The 17,338-nt window shown below is 68.3% G+C and carries 18 protein-coding genes; 11 read left to right on the top strand and 7 right to left on the bottom strand.

Annotated elements, in window-relative coordinates:
• The first annotated feature begins 142 nt into the window (after positions 1 to 142).
• Positions 143 to 1,444: a THUMP domain-containing class I SAM-dependent RNA methyltransferase gene (locus tag BCO18175_RS24985; protein WP_174985091.1), complete on the top strand. Its 1,302-nt coding sequence runs from the start codon at positions 143 to 145 to the stop codon at positions 1,442 to 1,444.
• Positions 1,445 to 1,540: 96 nt separating this feature from the next.
• Here the strand turns inward: BCO18175_RS24985 and BCO18175_RS24980 are convergent, their stop codons facing one another.
• Together BCO18175_RS24980 and BCO18175_RS24975 are read right to left on the bottom strand one after the other, a co-directional pair.
• Positions 1,541 to 2,005: an SRPBCC family protein gene (locus BCO18175_RS24980; RefSeq protein WP_174985088.1), complete on the bottom strand. Its 465-nt coding sequence runs from the start codon at positions 2,003 to 2,005 to the stop codon at positions 1,541 to 1,543.
• A complete protein-coding gene (locus tag BCO18175_RS24975; protein ID WP_069255800.1) occupies positions 1,998 to 2,330 on the bottom strand; it encodes an ArsR/SmtB family transcription factor in 333 nt (110 codons plus the stop codon). The genes BCO18175_RS24980 and BCO18175_RS24975 overlap by 8 nt, the downstream gene beginning before the upstream one ends.
• Positions 2,331 to 2,499: 169 nt before the next feature.
• Here BCO18175_RS24975 and BCO18175_RS24970 point away from each other — a divergent pair, with 169 nt between their 5' ends.
• Together BCO18175_RS24970 and BCO18175_RS24965 are read left to right on the top strand one after the other, a co-directional pair.
• On the top strand, positions 2,500 to 2,910 hold the full coding sequence (locus tag BCO18175_RS24970) for a VOC family protein (protein WP_174918604.1): 411 nt from the start codon (positions 2,500 to 2,502) through the stop codon (positions 2,908 to 2,910).
• Positions 2,911 to 2,983: 73 nt separating this feature from the next.
• Positions 2,984 to 3,670, top strand: coding sequence for a helix-turn-helix transcriptional regulator (locus BCO18175_RS24965; RefSeq protein ID WP_174918605.1), 687 nt, complete (start codon positions 2,984 to 2,986; stop codon positions 3,668 to 3,670).
• 78 nt (positions 3,671 to 3,748) lie between these two features.
• Here BCO18175_RS24965 and BCO18175_RS24960 read toward each other — a convergent pair whose 3' ends face one another.
• Positions 3,749 to 4,672 (bottom strand): carbon-nitrogen hydrolase family protein, encoded by a 924-nt coding sequence (locus tag BCO18175_RS24960; RefSeq protein WP_174985085.1) that lies wholly within the window; start codon positions 4,670 to 4,672, stop codon positions 3,749 to 3,751.
• Positions 4,673 to 4,752: 80 nt separating this feature from the next.
• Between BCO18175_RS24960 and BCO18175_RS24955 the strand changes: the two genes are divergently transcribed.
• Complete coding sequence (locus BCO18175_RS24955) at positions 4,753 to 5,673, top strand: LysR family transcriptional regulator (RefSeq protein WP_174985083.1); 921 nt, start codon at positions 4,753 to 4,755, stop codon at positions 5,671 to 5,673.
• Positions 5,674 to 5,767: 94 nt separating this feature from the next.
• Here BCO18175_RS24955 and BCO18175_RS24950 read toward each other — a convergent pair whose 3' ends face one another.
• Genes BCO18175_RS24950 through BCO18175_RS24940 form a run of 3 tightly spaced genes read right to left on the bottom strand, consistent with a single transcriptional unit; the run spans position 5,768 to position 8,704 of the window.
• Positions 5,768 to 7,222 carry an NAD(P)(+) transhydrogenase (Re/Si-specific) subunit beta gene (locus BCO18175_RS24950; protein WP_174985080.1) on the bottom strand — a complete coding sequence of 485 codons (1,455 nt, stop codon included), beginning with the start codon at positions 7,220 to 7,222 and terminating at the stop codon, positions 5,768 to 5,770.
• Positions 7,219 to 7,545 carry an NAD(P) transhydrogenase subunit alpha gene (locus BCO18175_RS24945; protein WP_043191178.1) on the bottom strand — a complete coding sequence of 109 codons (327 nt, stop codon included), beginning with the start codon at positions 7,543 to 7,545 and terminating at the stop codon, positions 7,219 to 7,221. Before BCO18175_RS24945 ends, BCO18175_RS24950 begins: the two co-directional genes overlap by 4 nt.
• A gap of 19 nt (positions 7,546 to 7,564) precedes the next feature.
• Positions 7,565 to 8,704 carry a Re/Si-specific NAD(P)(+) transhydrogenase subunit alpha gene (locus BCO18175_RS24940; protein ID WP_174985077.1) on the bottom strand — a complete coding sequence of 380 codons (1,140 nt, stop codon included), beginning with the start codon at positions 8,702 to 8,704 and terminating at the stop codon, positions 7,565 to 7,567.
• A 278-nt stretch (positions 8,705 to 8,982) separates the two neighbouring features.
• On the opposite strand from BCO18175_RS24940, the gene BCO18175_RS24935 reads away from it, so the two are divergent.
• The 3 genes from BCO18175_RS24935 (at position 8,983) to BCO18175_RS24925 (ending at position 12,390) form a co-directional block, all read left to right on the top strand.
• Positions 8,983 to 9,492 carry an NUDIX hydrolase gene (locus BCO18175_RS24935; protein WP_174985075.1) on the top strand — a complete coding sequence of 170 codons (510 nt, stop codon included), beginning with the start codon at positions 8,983 to 8,985 and terminating at the stop codon, positions 9,490 to 9,492.
• Complete coding sequence (mnmA, locus tag BCO18175_RS24930; protein ID WP_174985072.1) at positions 9,489 to 10,652, top strand: tRNA 2-thiouridine(34) synthase MnmA; 1,164 nt, start codon at positions 9,489 to 9,491, stop codon at positions 10,650 to 10,652. Before BCO18175_RS24935 ends, mnmA begins: the two co-directional genes overlap by 4 nt.
• Positions 10,653 to 10,770: 118 nt before the next feature.
• Positions 10,771 to 12,390 (top strand): FMN-binding glutamate synthase family protein, encoded by a 1,620-nt coding sequence (locus BCO18175_RS24925; RefSeq protein WP_174985069.1) that lies wholly within the window; start codon positions 10,771 to 10,773, stop codon positions 12,388 to 12,390.
• 103 nt (positions 12,391 to 12,493) lie between these two features.
• On the opposite strand, the gene BCO18175_RS24920 is transcribed toward BCO18175_RS24925, so the two are convergent.
• Positions 12,494 to 13,108 (bottom strand): glutathione S-transferase family protein, encoded by a 615-nt coding sequence (locus tag BCO18175_RS24920; RefSeq protein ID WP_174985066.1) that lies wholly within the window; start codon positions 13,106 to 13,108, stop codon positions 12,494 to 12,496.
• Positions 13,109 to 13,293: 185 nt separating this feature from the next.
• Between BCO18175_RS24920 and BCO18175_RS24915 the strand changes: the two genes are divergently transcribed.
• The 4 genes from BCO18175_RS24915 to BCO18175_RS24900 all read left to right on the top strand — a co-directional run bounded on the left by BCO18175_RS24915 (position 13,294) and on the right by BCO18175_RS24900 (position 17,330).
• Positions 13,294 to 14,679 carry an aminopeptidase P N-terminal domain-containing protein gene (locus BCO18175_RS24915; protein ID WP_174985064.1) on the top strand — a complete coding sequence of 462 codons (1,386 nt, stop codon included), beginning with the start codon at positions 13,294 to 13,296 and terminating at the stop codon, positions 14,677 to 14,679.
• A 40-nt stretch (positions 14,680 to 14,719) separates the two neighbouring features.
• Positions 14,720 to 15,907 (top strand): UbiH/UbiF/VisC/COQ6 family ubiquinone biosynthesis hydroxylase, encoded by a 1,188-nt coding sequence (locus tag BCO18175_RS24910; protein WP_174985061.1) that lies wholly within the window; start codon positions 14,720 to 14,722, stop codon positions 15,905 to 15,907.
• Between the two features lie 125 nt (positions 15,908 to 16,032).
• Entirely contained in the window at positions 16,033 to 17,100 is a 1,068-nt protein-coding gene (gene dusB, locus BCO18175_RS24905) for a tRNA dihydrouridine synthase DusB (protein ID WP_174918618.1), read from the top strand.
• Entirely contained in the window at positions 17,097 to 17,330 is a 234-nt protein-coding gene (locus BCO18175_RS24900) for a Fis family transcriptional regulator (RefSeq protein ID WP_006476892.1), read from the top strand. Before dusB ends, BCO18175_RS24900 begins: the two co-directional genes overlap by 4 nt.
• Positions 17,331 to 17,338: the final 8 nt, after the last annotated feature.

The raw sequence follows: 17,338 nt of genomic DNA, 5'->3' as shown, positions 1-17,338 counted from the left end.
GCCCGGGCGCCGCCGCGCCGGCCTCCGCGCACGCCTGCGCGGTGCCCGGGCCCGCGCCGCGGCACCGAAACGCGACGCAACGCCGGCCCCGGCCGCCCGCGCCGCGTACAATAGTGGACTTTTGCACGTCCTCAGCCGCCTTATGTCCTCGCCCACCCTGTACGAATTCTTCGCCCCCTGCCCGCGCGGCCTCGAAGCGGCGCTTGCCGCCGAGCTGGCCGAAATCGCCGGCCGCCACCTGAACGGCGCGCCGTTCACCGCGGGCGCGCAGGTGCCGGGCGGCGTCCACTTCAGCGGCGGCTGGGCCGCCGGCATGGCCGCGAACCTCCATTCGCGGATCGCGAGCCGGGTCCTGCTGAAGATTGCGCACCGCGCATACCGCAACGAGCAGGACGTCTACGCGCTCGCGCTCGAGCAGCCGTGGGAGCGCTGGTTCGCGGCCACGCAGACGCTGCGCGTCGACATCACCGCGATCAAGTCGCCGCTGAAGAGCCTCGAATTCGCGACGTTGCGCGTAAAGGACGCGATCTGCGACCGGATGCGCGAGAAGACCGGCTCGCGCCCGAGCATCGACACCGGTGCGCCGGACGTGCGCGTGTTCGCGTTCCTGACGGCGGGCGAATGCACGCTGTACCTCGACACGTCCGGCGAGCCGCTGTTCAAGCGCGGCTGGCGTCTCGACAAGGGCGCGGCGCCGCTGCGCGAGAACCTCGCGGCCGGCATCCTGCGCCTGACGGGCTGGACGCCCGGCACGGCGCTGTACGACCCGATGTGCGGCAGCGGCACGTTCCTCGCGGAAGCCGCGCAGATCGCGCTCGGCGTGGCGCCGGGTGTCGAGCGCCGGTTTGGCTTCGAGAAACTCAAGCAGTACGACATCACCGCGTGGCAGGGGCTGAAGGTCCCGGCGCTGGACGCGAAGCGCGCGGCGCGCGGCAAACGCGGCGAAGCGCTCGGCGTGTACGGCAGCGACATCTCCGGCGACATGCTCGAGAAGGCGCGCGCAAACCTCGAGCGCGCAGGCGTGCCGTCGGTATGGCTCAAGCAGGTCGATGCGCGCGGGATGACGCCGCCGTGCGACGGCCCGGGCATCATCCTCGCGAACCCGCCGTACGGCGAGCGGATCGAAGTGCGTGGCCGAAGCGCGCGCGGCGAGGTGCGCGAGACGGGCCGCAACCGCGGCAACGACGACGCATTCCGCCGCACCCACACCGACGCGCCGGACAGCGAGTTCTTCAACGCGCTCGGCGATGCGCTGAAGCAGCGCTTCACGGGCTGGCAGGCGTTCCTGCTCACGTCCGACCGTTCGCTGCCGGGCCAGCTGCGGCTGCGCGAATCGGCGAAGACGCCGCTGTTCAACGGCGCGCTCGAATGCCGGCTGTTCCGCTTCGACCTGATCGCCGGTAGCGTGAAGGCGCGCCCGGCCACGCCGGAAGGCGACGCGTAATCCGCATCATCGTCGCGATCGGGCCGCGGGTGCGGCCCCTCCGCGGCAACCGGAACGCCGCCGTTACCGCACCCGCGGCAACGGCGGCGTTTCGTTTCAGTGCTTCGAACACGCCCAGCGCCCCATCGTGAACGGCAGCGCCTGCCCCGTCTCGAGCAGCGTCTTGAGGCTCGACAGCACGACCGGCCACCCGCCGCGAATCCCGCGATCCATCTCCGAGCCCGGCACCAGCCCGTCGTGCGTGACGGTCAGTTTCACGACGCCCTCGTGCGGCTCGACGAGATAGGTCACGCGCGACTCCTCACCCTCCCCTGACGGCGTGCGCCACGTGACGACCAGCTTGCGTGGCGGATCGTTCTCGACCACTTCGCCGACGATGTCGATGCGCGACGGATCGTCGTAGTCCTGATGTTCCCAGCGCGAGCCCGGCCGCCAGTCGGGCGACGCGTTGCGATGCCGCACCCAGTAGTCCTTCGTCAGTTCGGCATTGGTCAGCGCGTCGAACACGCGCTCGGGCGTCGATGCAATGTACGTCACGTACACAAAGGCGGGATTACTCATCGTTGCCTCCAGAATCGCCGGCCGCTTCCAGCCCGCGCTTGAGATCCGCCAGCGCCTGCAGGCGCTGACGCTCGAACTTGCCGATCCAGCGTTCCGCGATGTCGTGGATCGGCACCGGATTCAGGTAATGCAGCTTCTCCCTGCCGCGCCACGTGGTCGCGACGAGATTCGCGGCCTCGAGCAGCGCGAGATGCTTGCTCACCGCCTGCCGGCTCATCGCGAGCCCGTCGCACAGCTCGGACAGGGTCTGTCCGCTTTTCGCGTGCAGCAAATCAAGCAACTGGCGGCGCGTGGCATCGGCCAGCGCCTTGAAAACGAGATCCATGCCGCTCCCGGGTCAATGACCTTATTATGCAACCAAACAGTTGCATGTCAAGGGTGACAACTCTACTGACAATACGGTGTCAGCAGGGCGCGATCACACTGCAATCCCGGCGCAATGCAACGCTGGTTTCCGCACCGAACCTGAACAACAACGCAACAAGGAGCGCGTCATGACGTCCGCAACTGCCACTTCCACCGTCACCCTGGAACGCGCGATCGCGTGGTTCGACATTCCGTCCCTCGATTTCGACCGGGCGATCCGCTTTTACGAAACCGTGCTGCAAACGACGCTGCAGCGCGCAGTCATCGGCGGCGTGCCGATGGCCACGTTCGACCGCGACGCATCGAGCACGGGCGGCAGCATCGTGTTCGATCCGCAGCAGATGAAGCCGAGCGCGAACGGCGTGCTCGTCTACCTGAACGCCGGCGAATCGGTCGTCGCGGCACTCGAACGCGCGAAGCGCGCGGGCGGCGTCGTGCAAGGCTCGGTCGTCGAGCTGCCGAACAATTACGGCTACGTCGGCTACCTGATCGACACCGAAGGCAACCGCGTCGGCCTGCACGCGCCGAAATGCCACTGAGCGCAGCGGCCGCCGGGCGCGCGCGGCGCTATCATCGCGAAGTCCCCACTGCCGTTGGAATCGAGGTGCCGTCATGACGCGCCGTGCCGACCGCCTGTTCCAGATCGCCGAGCTGTTGCGCGGGCGTCGTCTCACGACCGCGCAGCAGCTGGCCGACTGGCTGTCGGTGTCGCCGCGCACGGTCTATCGCGACGTGCGCGACCTGCAACTGTCAGGGGTGCCGATCGAAGGCGAAGCCGGCATCGGCTACCGGCTGAACCGCAATGCGAGCCTGCCGCCGCTCACGTTCACGGCCGAGGAGCTCGCGGCGCTCGCCACCGGCGCGCGCATGCTCGAAACCTGGGGCGGTGCACGCTTCGCGAGCGGCGCGCGTTCGGCGCTCGCGAAGATCGCGTCGGCCATGCCGGCCGACAAGCGTACGGCGCTCGACCGCCTGCCCGTGTTCGCGCCGTCGTTCCACATCGACGAGACGTTTTGCGCGAAGGTCGACGCGATCCACCAGGCCATCGACACGCGCCACGTCGTCAGCTTCGACTACCGCGACCGGCTCGGCGCGCATTCGCAACGCCGCGTATGGCCGCTCGGGCTCGTCTACTGGGGCGGGCGCTGGACGATCGGCGCGTGGTGCGAGCTGCGCGACGATTTCCGGACCTTCGACATCGCGCGGATGGGCGACATCATCGTGCACGAGCAGTTTCCCGACATGGAAGGACGGCGGATCGCCGACTACATGCGGATCGCGGAAGCACCGATGCGCTGACGCGGCACGACGGCGTGCGCGCCGCGCGCCGCCGCCGTTCATGTTACGGGGCCGCCGTGCGGCGCCCGGCCCCCGCTGCTACCCGCCGAACACCACCGTCCGCTTCGGCCGCTCGTCGACGTGCAGCGAGAACACGTCGGGCCGCGCGTAATGCCCGACCACGTCGAAGTCGTAGCGCGCCCGCACGAGCTCGTCGGTATCGATGCGCGCGGTCACGAGCCCGGCTTCGCCGATCAGCGGCTCCGTCAGCAGGTCGCCGAGCGGCCCGACGATCACGCTGCCGCCGCGGATCAGCGGCCGCTCCGGATCCCAGCCCGGCACGTCAATGCCGAGCGCGCGCGGCGACGGCTGCACCTGGCACGCGCTGACGACGAAGCAGCGCCCTTCGTGCGCAATGTGCCGCATCGAGCTCTGCCAGACGTCGCGCTCGTCGACGGTCGGCGCGCACCAGATCTGCACGCCCTTCGCGTACATCGCGCAGCGCAGCAGCGGCATGTGGTTCTCCCAGCAGATCGCGGCGCCAGCGCGGCCCGCGGCCGTGTCGACGACGGGCAGCGTCGAGCCGTCGCCCTGCCCCCAGATCAGCCGCTCGGTGCCGGTCGGCATCAGCTTGCGGTGCTTCGCGACGAGCCCGTCGCGCGGATCGAAGAACAGCGCCGTGCAGTACAGCGTGCTGCCGCCGCGCTCGATCACGCCGACCACGAGGCTCGCGCCCGTGCGCTGCGACAGCGCGGCCAGTTCGTCGGTTTCGGGCCCCGGCACGTCGATCGCCTGCGCGGCGTAGCGCGCATACGCGTCGCGGCCTTCGGGCAGCCGGTAGCCGAGCCGCGTGCCGAAGATCTCGCCTTTCGGATAGCCGCCGAGCACGGCCTCGGGCAGCACGACGAGCGACGCGCCGCTGTCGCGGATCGCGGTTTCGTAGCCGAGGATCGTGTCGAGCGTGGCGCGCGTGCCGGCGGGCGATGCGCCGATCTGCAGCGCGGCAATGACTGTCGTGGACATGAAGGCGTCTCCGGTGAATGGGGTAACGCCATCTTTATCGATATGATGTCATCGATCAAATCGATAGAACGATAAGTGTCATGAATGCGGATGATATCGCCAGCCTCGACCTGAATCTGCTGAAGGTGTTCGAGGCGCTGTACGAGGAAGGCGGCGCAAGCCGCGCGGCGCTGCGGCTCGGCCTCACGCAGTCGGCGGTGAGCGCGGCGCTGGCGCGGCTGCGCGTGATCTACGCCGATCCGCTGTTCGTGCGCACCGGCCGCGGGCTCGCGCCGACGCCGCGCGCGGACGAACTGAAGCCGATCCTGTCCGACGCGCTCGACCGTTGCCGCGAAAGCCTCGCGATCGCGGCCGACGGCGGCGACCGCATCGGCCGCACGATCTCGATCGGGCTGTCGGACGACTTCGAGATCGCGCTCGGCCGCGCGCTGATCGACGCCGTCGCGCGGGAAGCGGGCGGCATCCGGCTGATCTTCCGGCAGACGCACAGCGGCATCGCCGGCGACGCATTGCTGCGCCACGGCGTCGACCTCGCGATCGCGTCAGGCGGCTTCTCGGCGAACGGGCTCAGCCGGCGCGCGGTCGCGACGGGCGGCTATGCGTGCCTGATCGACCCGGCCGCCCGCGAGCGGGCGCCACGCACGCTCACGCTCGCCGATTTCCTGCGGCGCGACCACCTGCTCGTATCGTCGGGCGGCGTGATCGGGATCGTCGACGAGGCGCTGGCCACGCTCGGTCACAAGCGGCGCGTCGCGGCGTCGACCACGCATTTCGCCGCGCTACCGTACCTGCTCGCCGGCTCCGATGCGGTCGCGACGATTCCCGCGCACGCGGCGCGCGCGATCGCGCAATCCACACCACTGCGCGCGCTCGCATGCCCGGTCGACTTGCCGCACTACCCGGTCGAAATCGGCTGGCGCACGAGCACGCAGCGCGACCCGGCGATCGTGCGCGTACGCGACACGATCGCCGCGTGCGTCGCGAATCTCGTCGCACCCTGAAAATGGCCCGGCGGCTTGCGCCGGTCGGGCCTGCCCGCTGTCCGGTCACGCTGCCCGTGAATCGAAGCCGGCGGCCGCGTTGCCGGCGCGCGCGTCATTCGACCGACTTCACCATGTCCTCGATGACCTTCTTCGCATCGCCGAACACCATCATCGTCTTGTCCATGTAGAACAGGTCGTTGTCGAGGCCCGCGTAGCCGGCCGCCATCGAGCGCTTGTTGACGATCACCGTGCGCGCCTTGTACGCCTCGATGATCGGCATCCCCGCGATCGGCGACGCCGGATCGTTCTTCGCGGCCGGATTCACGACGTCGTTCGCGCCGAGCACGAGCACGACGTCGACCTGGCCGAACTCGCCGTTGATGTCGTCCATCTCGTACACGATCTCGTACGGCACTTCCGCTTCCGCGAGCAGCACGTTCATGTGCCCGGGCATCCGCCCCGCGACCGGATGAATCGCGTACTTCACGTCGATGCCTTTCTCGACCAGCTTGTCGGTCAGCTCCTTCAACGCGTGCTGCGCGCGGGCCACGGCCAGCCCGTAGCCCGGCACGATCACGACCGTCTCCGCGTTGCCGAGCATGAACGACGCGTCTTCGGCCGAGCCCGATTTCACCGGCCGCTGCTCCTTCGCCCCTGCCGCGCCACCCGCCGCCGCCTCGCCGCCGAAACCGCCGAGGATCACGTTGAAGAACGACCGGTTCATCGCGTGGCACATGATGTACGACAGGATCGCGCCCGACGAGCCGACGAGCGACCCGGCGATGATCAGCATCGCGTTGTTCAGCGAGAAGCCGATGCCGGCCGCCGCCCACCCCGAGTACGAGTTCAGCATCGACACGACCACCGGCATGTCCGCGCCGCCGATCGGGATGATGATCAGCACACCGAGCGCGAACGCGATCGCCGTCATGACGACGAACGGCAGCCACGACTGCGTGATGAAGAACAGGATGCCGAAGCCGAGCATCGCGAGCGCGAGCATCAGGTTGAGCGGGTGCTGGCCCGCATACACGACCGGCGCGCCCTGGAACAGCCGGAACCTGTACTTGCCCGACAGCTTGCCGAACGCGATCACCGACCCGGAGAACGTGATCGCGCCGACGAACGTGCCGATGAACAGCTCGACGCGGTTGCCGTACGGGATGAAGTCCGACGACACCGCGTCCTGCGGCACGAGCCCGAACGCTTCCGGCTCCGACACCACCGCATACGCGATGCACACGGCCGCGAGGCCGATCAGCGAATGCATCGCCGCGACGAGCTCCGGCATCTTCGTCATCTCGACGCGCGCGGCGACGAACGCCCCCACGCCGCCGCCGACGATCAGCGCGCCAAGCACCAGCGCGATGCCGAGCGGCAGGTTCGCGCCGAGCCACTCGGCCTGCTTGACGATCAGCGCGACCGTCGTGAGGATCGCAATGGCCATCCCGGCCATCCCGAACAGGTTGCCGCGCCGCGCGCTCTTCGGGTTCGACAGGCCCTTCAACGCCTGGATGAAGCACACCGACGCGACGAGATACAGCAGCGTGACGACATTCATGCTCATCGCGCGCCCTCCTTGCCGCCCTCGGCCTGCTTCGGCGCCTTCTTGCGGAACATCTCGAGCATGCGCCTCGTCACGAGGAAGCCGCCGAACACGTTGACGGCCGCGAGCGCGACCGCGAGCGTGCCGAACACCTTGCCGGTCGCGCCGACGGTCAGCGCCGCAGCCAGCATCGCCCCGACGATCACGATCGCCGAGATCGCGTTGGTCACGGCCATCAGCGGCGTATGCAGCGCCGGCGTGACGTTCCACACCACGTGGTAGCCGACGTACACGGCCAGCACGAAGATGATCACGTTGATCACCGTGTGATTGATGACTTCCATGGTCTCTCCCTCTCCCCGGTTACTTGCGCGCGACTTCGCCGTCGCGGCACAGGAGCGTCGCGGCGACGATGTCGTCGGTCAGGTCGATGTTGAGCGTGCCTTCCTTCGTGACGATCAGCTTCATGAAGTCGAGCAGGTTGCGTGCATACAGCGCCGACGCGTCCGCCGCGACCATCGACGCGAGATTCGTGTAGCCGGCGATCGTCACGCCGTCGTGCACGATCACCTGGTCGGCGACCGTCAGCGGGCAGTTGCCGCTCTTGCGGCCGTCGAATTCCGGGCCGCGGCCGGCCGCGAGATCGACGAGCACCGAGCCCGGCTTCATCGACTGCACGGTTTCAACGGAGATCAAGGTCGGCGCCGGGCGCCCTGGAATCAGCGCGGTCGTGATCACGATGTCGGCCTGCTTCGCGCGCTCGTGCACGAGCGCGGCCTGACGGCCGAGCCACGACGGTGGCATCGGGCGCGCGTAGCCGCCCACGCCCTGCGCCGCTTCGCGCTCTTCGTCGGTTTCGTACGGGACGTCGACGAATTTCGCGCCGAGCGACTCGATCTGCTCCTTTACGGCCGGCCGCACGTCGGACGCCTCGATCACCGCGCCGAGGCGCTTCGCGGTCGCGATCGCCTGCAGGCCCGCGACGCCCGCGCCGAGAATCAGCACGCGCGCGGCCTTCACGGTGCCCGCGGCCGTCATCAGCATCGGAAAGAAGCGCGGATACAGCGCCGCGGCCACCAGCACGGCCTTGTAGCCCGCGATGTTCGCCTGCGACGACAGCACGTCGAGGCTCTGCGCACGCGTCGTGCGCGGCGCGGCTTCGAGCGCGAAGCCCGTCACGCCGGCCGCGGCGAGCTTCGCCGCCTGTTCGCCGTTGAACGGCTCGAGCATGCCGACCACCACTGAGCCGCGCTTGAGCAACGGCAGTTCGGCGTCGGTGGGCGCCTGGACCTTCAGCACGATGTCGACATCGAAAGCCGCCGACTGGCCGGTCAGTTCGGCGCCGGCGGCCGCATAGGCGGCGTCGGGATAACTCGCTGCAATGCCGGCCCCTTTCGCGATACTGACCCGATGCCCGGCCGCCGCGTATTTCTTCACGGTTTCCGGCGTCGCGGCCACACGCGCCTCGTTCGCCCGCGTTTCGGCAGGCACGCCAATATGCATCGTCGGTCCCTCCAGTCATTGTCAGTATTTCGTTTCTGGCGATTTCTACTGCACAACGAGCCGGGCAGGCTGACTACCGGCTCACGAGCGACGGCATTCACTCTCCACTTTAGGCGAAAGCGATGGCCGTACCAGCGCGCTCCGCACGATCGTGCGAGACGGCGATGCCGGCCCGTCCGGTGTCGCCGCGTATCGGCAAGACAGACGAATTGAAAGGGTCTGATTCGTTTAGCGCAACGACCGGCAGCGTTCGGGCGCAACCGGTAAAATGCCGAACCATGAAACCCGAAATCTGGACCCCGCATGTGACGGTCGCCGCGCTCGTCGAGCACGCCGGCCGCTTTCTCATGATCGAGGAAGAAACCTCGTCGGGCCTGCGCATCAACCAGCCGGCAGGCCACCTCGAAGCCGGCGAAACGCTGGCCGACGCCGTGATCCGAGAAACGCTCGAGGAAACCGCGCACCCGTTCACGCCCGACGCGCTCGTCGGCGTCTATCTCGCGCACTACGACCGCCCCGGCAACGCCGGCGCGACCTACCTGCGCTTCACGTTCTGCGGCACGGCCGGCGAGCCGGTCGCGGGTCACGCGCTCGACGACGGCATCGTCCGCACGCTGTGGATGACCGCCGACGAACTGCGCGCGTGCCACGAGCGCCATCGCTCGCCCGCGGTGATGCGCTGCGTCGACGATTACCTCGCCGGGCGGCGCATTCCGCTCGATTTCGTGCACACGCATTCGGTTGCGCCGCGCCCCGAAGCATTCGAACGTCAGGCGGTGAACAAATGAGCAAGCGCCGTGTAGTGGTGGGCATGTCGGGCGGCGTCGATTCGTCGGTGACCGCGTGGCTGCTGAAGGAACAAGGTTACGACGTGGTCGGCCTGTTCATGAAGAACTGGGAAGACGACGACGACGGCGAATACTGCTCGACGCGCCAGGACTGGATCGACGTCGTGTCGGTGGCCGACCTGATCGGCATCGACGTGGAAGCCGTCAACTTCGCGGCGGAATACAAGGACCGCGTGTTCGCCGAATTCCTGCGCGAATACTCGGCCGGCCGCACGCCGAACCCCGACGTGCTGTGCAACGCCGAAATCAAGTTCAAGGCGTTCCTCGATCACGCGATGTCGCTCGACGCGGAAATGATCGCGACCGGCCACTACGCGCGCGTGCGCGAGCGCGACGGGCGTTTCGAACTGCTGAAGGCGTTCGATCACACGAAAGACCAGTCGTACTTCCTGCACCGGCTGAACCAGGCGCAACTGTCGAAGACGATGTTCCCGCTCGGCGAGATCCCGAAGACGAAGGTGCGCGAGATCGCCGCGCAGATCGGGCTGCCGAACGCGAAGAAGAAGGATTCGACCGGCATCTGCTTCATCGGCGAACGGCCGTTCCGCGATTTCCTGAACCGCTATCTGCCGACGAAACCCGGCCCGATGAAGACGCCGGACGGCAAGGTCGTCGGCGAGCACATCGGCCTCGCGTTCTACACGTTCGGCCAGCGCAAGGGCATCGGCCTCGGCGGCAGCAAGAGCGGCAACGGCGATCCGTGGTTCGTCGCCGCGAAGGACATCGCGTCGAACACGCTGTATGTCGTGCAGGGCCACGATCATCCGTGGCTGCTGGCGCGCGAGCTGGTCGCCGGCAACGTGAGCTGGGTCGCCGGCGAACCGCCGGCCGAAGGCTTCGCGTGCGGTGCGAAGACCCGCTACCGGCAGGCCGACGCGGCGTGCGCATTCGGCGCCGCCACGCCCGGCCCGGCAGGCGAAGCGCGCTTCTCGCTCGCATTCGACGACGCGCAGTGGGCCGTCACGCCCGGCCAGTCGGCCGTGCTGTACGACGGCGAGATCTGCCTCGGCGGCGGGATCATCGAATCCGCGGCCGCCGGCCAGCCCGGTCAGGCCACCCCGGCGGCAGGCCACGCGCCGGCGCTCGCCGAAGCACGCTGACACATATTCGGTTTAGACTTGCGGCACGCCGCGCCCGGCGGAACACGATTCCACCGCGGCCGGCCCGCCGCCGCGCAGCGCACGCATGGCGGTATTTCAAGATTCTTACGGAGTCCCCATGCTTTCACGACGCTATCTGGCGATGTGGTGTGCTGTCCTGCTGCTCGTCGCCGTGGCCGCGCTCGCGTCGGTCCACGCGCTTTCCTGGCTGTGGATCATCATCCCCGCCGCCCTCGTCGCCCTCGGCCTGTACGACCTCAAGCAGGACCGCCACGCGATCCTGCGCAACTACCCGCTCTGGGGCCACTTCCGCTTCCTGTTCGAATTCATCCGACCTGAAATCCGCCAGTACTTCGTCGAGGACGACACCGACGAGAAGCCGTTCTCTCGCGCGCAGCGCAGCCTCGTCTACCAGCGCGCGAAGAACGTCGCCGACAACCGCCCGTACGGCACCGAGCTGAACGTGAAGGCCGTCGCGCACGAATGGATCAGCCACTCGCTCGCGCCGACGAAGCTGCCGAACCACGATTTCCGCGTCCGCGTCGGCGCGAATCGCGCGCAACCGTACGACATTTCGATCTTCAACATCTCGGCGATGAGCTTCGGCTCACTGTCCGCGAACGCGATCCGCTCGCTGAACCTCGGCGCGAAGAAAGGCGGTTTCGCGCACGACACGGGCGAAGGCTCGCTGTCGAAGTACCACCGCGAGAACGGCGGCGACATCATCTGGGAAATCGCGTCCGGCTACTTCGGCTGCCGCAACGACGACGGCACCTTCAACCCCGACAAGTTCGCGAAGCAGGCCGCCGATCCGCAGGTCAAGATGATCGAGGTGAAGCTGTCGCAGGGCGCGAAGCCCGGCCACGGCGGCGTGCTGCCGGCCGCGAAGATCACGCCGGAAATCGCCGAGACGCGCGGCGTGCCGATGGGCAAGGACTGCATCTCGCCCGCGACGCACTCGGAGTTTTCGACACCGCGCGGGCTGCTCGAATTCGTCGAACGGCTGCGTACGCTGTCGGGCGGCAAGCCGACCGGCTTCAAGCTGTGCGTCGGCCACCCGTGGGAATTCTTCGGGATCGCGAAGGCGATGCTCGAGACCGGCATCGTGCCGGACTTCATCGTCGTCGACGGCGCGGAAGGCGGCACGGGCGCGGCGCCGCTCGAATTCACCGACCATGTCGGCGTGCCGCTGCAGGAAGGGCTGCTGCTCGTGCACAACACGCTCGTCGGGATCGGCGTGCGCGATCGCGTGAAGATCGGCGCGAGCGGCAAGATCATCACCGCGTTCGACGTCGCCCGCACGCTCGCGATCGGCGCGGACTGGGTGAACTCGGCGCGCGGCTTCATGTTCGCGGTCGGCTGCATCCAGGCGCAGACCTGCCACACGGGCCGCTGCCCGACCGGCGTCGCGACCCAGGACCCGGTGCGCCAGCGCGCGCTCGTCGTGCCCGACAAGGCCGACCGCGTGTACAACTTCCACCGCAATACGCTGCACGCGCTGCAGGAGCTCGTGCAGGCAGCCGGCCTCGCGCACCCGTCGGAGCTGCGCGCGCATCACATCGTGCAGCGCATCGCGCCGCACGAGGTCCGGCTGATGTCGCAGCTGCTGAAGTACCTGAAGCCCGGCGCGCTGCTCGACGGCAATACCTGCGGCTTTACGCTGTACGACAAGTGGTGGCCGATTTCGCGCAGCGATTCGTTCACGCTCGGCGAAGCCGTGTACGCGTCAATCGAATGACGCGGGCAACCGCCCCCGCCGCGAGGCGGCCCGGCCAAAAGAAAAGCGCCCCGCGGGGCGCTTTTCTTTCGTCTGCCGAATGCGTGGATGTGACGCGTGCGGCTCAGTTCTGCGGCAGCGTATCGGTGAACGACGGCCGCTGCAGCAGCTTCACGAAATGCTTGTCGAGGTTCGGGTGGCGATCGCGCCAGTTGAGCTCGGGCGTCCGGAAGTCGAGATAGCCGAGCGCGCAGCCGAGTGCGATGTCGGCGAGCGTGTAATGATTACCGACGCACCACGTCTTGCCGCCGAGCCCCTGCGACATCGCGACGAGACCGTCGTCGATCTTGCGTTGCTGGCGCGCGATCCAGCTCGCGCTGCGCTGCGCCTCGTCGCGCATCGTATGTTCGACGCGAATCGCGACCGCCGCATCGATCACGCCGTCACCCAGCGCTTCCCAGCAGCGCACTTCGAGGCGCTCGCGGCCCGACGGCGGAATCAGCTTGCCGACCGGCGACAGCGTGTCGACGTATTCGCAAATCACGCGGGAATCGAACACCGCGGCACCATCCTCCATCACGAGGCACGGGACCTTGCCGAGCGGATTGGATGCATGAATATCCGTCTCCGGCGCCCACACGTTCTCGAGCTCCAGCTTGTAGTCGATCTTCTTTTCAGCCAGCACGATCCGCGCCTTGCGGACGTACGGGCTGCTGAGCGAACCGATTAATTTCATCATCTGCCTTTTTAAGGGAACCGCCGAGAGTATACGTTGTCGCCGATCATAACCGGCCAGCGTCGCACGACAGAAAATCGCCCGGCCGGCCTGTGGATGGTTTGCAACAACCGCCGCGCGGGCCTTCCAGGGCGGCTTCTCGCCCCCGTCTCTCACGCACGGCGTCTCGCGGCGCTACAATCGCACGAATGAACGCGCCCCTCGATACCGCCATCGCCGTCGACGTCTACCGCCAGCGCCGTGAACGCGTGCTTGCCGCACTGCGTGCCGCCGGCGGCGGCGTCGCCATCGTCCCCACCGCGCCCGAAGTGCCGCGCAACCGCGATACGGACTATCCGTACCGGTTCGACAGCTACTTCCACTACCTGACGGGCTTCAGCGAGCCGGATGCCGTGCTCGTGCTGAATGCGGCCGCGCCGCACGGCGCGCCGGAGTCGATCCTGTTCTGCCGCGGCAAGAATGCCGACCGCGAAATCTGGGAAGGCTTCCACTACGGGCCCGAAGCCGCGCGCGACGCGTTCGGCTTCGACGCGGCGTTCGCGGTCGACGTGATCGATACTGAGATGCCGCGCCTGCTCGCCGACGCGGGCACCGTGCACTACCGGTTCGGCGCGTCTGCCGACTTCGACCGCCAGCTCGCGGGCTGGGTCGACGCGGTGCGCGCGCTGGCGCGCACGGGCGTCGCTGCGCCGGACGCGATGCTCGACCTCACGCCGCTGCTCGACGACATGCGGCTCGTGAAGGACGAGCACGAGCTCGCGATCATGATGCGCGCCGCGCACATCTCCGCGCTCGCGCACCGCCGCGCGATGCAGGCGTGCCGCCCCGGCATCCGCGAATACGAACTCGAGGCCGAGCTGCTGTATGTATTCCGCAAGCACGGCGCGCAATCGCCCGCGTACGGCTCGATCGTCGCGGCCGGCGCGAACGCGTGCGTGCTGCACTACCCGGCCGGCAACGCGGCCGCCAAAGACGGCGACCTGATCCTGATCGACGCCGCGTGCGAACTCGACGGCTACGCGTCGGACATCACGCGCACGTTCCCGGCCAACGGGCGCTTCTCGCCCGCGCAGCGCACGCTGTACGACATCGTGCTCGCCGCGCAGCAGGCCGCGATCGACGCGACCCGCGCCGGCGTGCCGTTCGAGGCGCCGCACGACGCCGCCGTGCGCGTGCTCGCGCAGGGGCTGCTCGACACCGGCATCATCCCGAAAACACGCTTCTCGAACGTCGACGACGTGATTGCCGAGCGCGCGTACACGCGCTTCTACATGCACCGCACCGGCCACTGGATCGGCATGGACGTGCACGATTGCGGCGACTACCGCGAGCGGCTCGCCGAGCGCGACGGCAACGGCGTGCTGCCGTGGCGCACGCTGAAGGCCGGCATGACGCTGACGATCGAGCCCGGCCTGTATGTGCGCGCCGCCGACGACGTGCCGCCCGAGTACTGGAACATCGGCATCCGCATCGAGGACGACGCGATCGTGCGCGAGCACGGCTGCGAGCTGATCACGCGCGGTGTGCCCGTCGCAGCGGACGAGATCGAAGCGCTGATGCGCGCGGGCGCATGACCGGCTGCCGCCGACCGTTACCTCCGTTTCACGAATCAAGATGACGACCGCTTCCTCCCCGGCCACGCCGGACTACGATCTCGCCATCGTCGGCGCGGGCCCCGTCGGGCTCGCGCTCGCCGGCTGGCTCGCGCGCCGCAGCGCCACGCAGCACGCATCGATCGCACTGATCGATGCACGCGAACCGGCCGCGAGCGCGAACGATCCGCGCGCGATCGCCGTGTCGCATGGCAGCCGCGTGCTGCTCGACACGCTCGCGTGGCCCGCCGACGTGACGCCGATCGAACATATCCACGTCTCGCAGCGCGGCCATTTCGGCCGCACGCTGATCGACCGCGACGAGCACGACCTCGCCGCGCTCGGCTATGTCGTGCGCTACGGCTCGCTCGTGCAGGCACTCGCGGGCACCGTGCGCGGCACGCGCGTCGACTGGCTCACGTCGACCACGGCACGCGCGCCGCAGCAGGATGCCGACGGCGTCACGCTGACGCTCGACGGCCCGCAAGGCGAGCGCACGCTGCGCGCACGCGTCGTCATCAATGCCGAAGGCGGGCTGTTCCACGAACAGCAGGCCGATACGGCCAAGCATCGCCGCGACTACGGGCAGACCGCGCTCGTCGGTACGGTCACCGTATCGGCGCCGCGCCCGAACGTCGCGTGGGAACGCTTCACGCACGAAGGCCCGCTCGCGCTGCTGCCGCTCGGCGGGCCGCGCCAGGCCGAGTACGCGCTCGTCTGGTGCTGCACGCCCGATGAAGCGGCGCGCCGCGCCGCGCTGCCCGACGACGCGTTCCTGCGCGAGCTCGGTGGCGCATTCGGCGAACGCATGGGCGAGTTCGTCGCGATCGCGGGCCGCGCGTCGTTCCCGCTCGGCCTGAACGCCGCGCAGACGCTCGTCAACGGCCGCGTCGCGATCGTCGGCAATGCCGCGCAAACCCTGCACCCCGTCGCGGGCCAGGGGCTCAACCTCGGGCTGCGCGATGGGCATACGCTCGTCGACACGCTGTCCGCGCAAGGCTTCGAAGCGACCGCGCTCGCCACCTTCAACGCGCGCCGCGCCCTCGACCGGCGCTTCACGATCGGCGCGACCGACACGCTTGCACGCCTGTTCACGATCGACTCGGGCCCGCTTCCGCTGCTGCGCGGCGCCGCGCTCACCGCGCTCGAGTTCGTGCCGCCTCTGAAGAAGCTGATCGCGCGCCAGATGATGTTCGGCCAGCGCAACTGACGCGCGGCGCGCACAGTCGCGCCACTCAAACCGGGTCAAATCGGCGGGGCATGGGAATACGGTAAAATGCTCGTTTTCCGTCTTCCCTTCCCCTGCCCGCGCCAGCCGCGGGCGGTGCCATTGCGATGCCCGTTATCGGCCCTCACGTATTGCGTAACAACCTGTTCGTCGCCCCGATGGCCGGCGTGACGGATCGCCCGTTCCGCCAGCTCTGCAAGCGGCTGGGGGCCGGTTACGCCGTGTCCGAGATGGTGGCATCCAACGCGCAGCTGTGGAAAAGCGCGAAGACGATGCGGCGCGCGAACCACGAAGGCGAGGTCGAGCCGATCGCGGTCCAGATCGCCGGCGCCGATCCGGCGATGATGGCCGAAGCGGCCCGCTACAACGTCGACAACGGCGCGCAGATCATCGACATCAACATGGGCTGCCCGGCGAAGAAGGTCTGCAACGTCGCGGCCGGCTCCGCGCTGCTGCAGAACGAGCCGCTCGTGCAGCGCATCGTCGAGGCCGTCGTCGCGGCGGTCGGCACGGGGCCGGATGCGGTGCCCGTCACGCTGAAGATCCGCACGGGCTGGGATCGCGAGCACAAGAACGCGATCACGGTCGCGCGCCTGGCCGAAGCCGCCGGCATCTCGATGCTCACCGTGCACGGCCGCACGCGCGCCGACCTGTACCGCGGCGACGCCGAATACGAAACCATCGCGGCCGTGAAGGCGGCCGTGCGGATTCCGGTGGTCGCGAACGGCGACATCACGTCGCCCGCGAAGGCGAAGGCCGTGCTCGACGCAACCGGTGCCGACGCACTGATGATCGGTCGTGCCGCGCAAGGTCGGCCGTGGCTGTTCCGCGAAATCGATCATTTCCTGCAAACCGGCGAGCTGCTGCCGCCGCCGCTGATCGACGAGATCCAGCACGTGATGAACGAACACCTGGAAGACCACTACGCTTTCTATGGTGAATTCACGGGAGTCCGTACTGCGCGCAAGCACATCGGCTGGTACACTCGCGGCCTTTCCGGTGCCAACGGGTTCCGGCACAGGATGAACACGCTCGATTCCACCCGCGAGCAGCTCGCCGCCGTCAATGCATTCTTCGAGGCGCAAAAGGCGCTGTCGGACCACCTCGTCTACGTCGATGACGAAGAGGAAAACGGCCAGGGCGAGTCGGACGACCATAACCAGTTAGCAGCATGAGCAAGCACAACATCGAACAATGTGTCCGCGAGAGCCTGGACGTGTATTTCCGGGATCTAGACGGCTCCAATCCGCACGACGTCTATGAAATGGTGATGTCCTGCGTCGAAAAGCCGATGCTCGAGGTCGTGCTCGTACAGGCAGGCGGCAACCAGTCGCTCGCCGCGGAGTACCTCGGCATCAATCGCAATACGCTGCGCAAGAAGCTGCAGCAGCACGGCCTGCTGTAGGCAGCCGT

This window comes from Burkholderia lata (assembly GCF_902499335.1).
GTDB lineage: Bacteria > Pseudomonadota > Gammaproteobacteria > Burkholderiales > Burkholderiaceae > Burkholderia > Burkholderia lata_B.
Note: the sequence above shows the minus strand (reverse complement) of the source record. Positions and strands in the feature narration are given on the sequence as shown.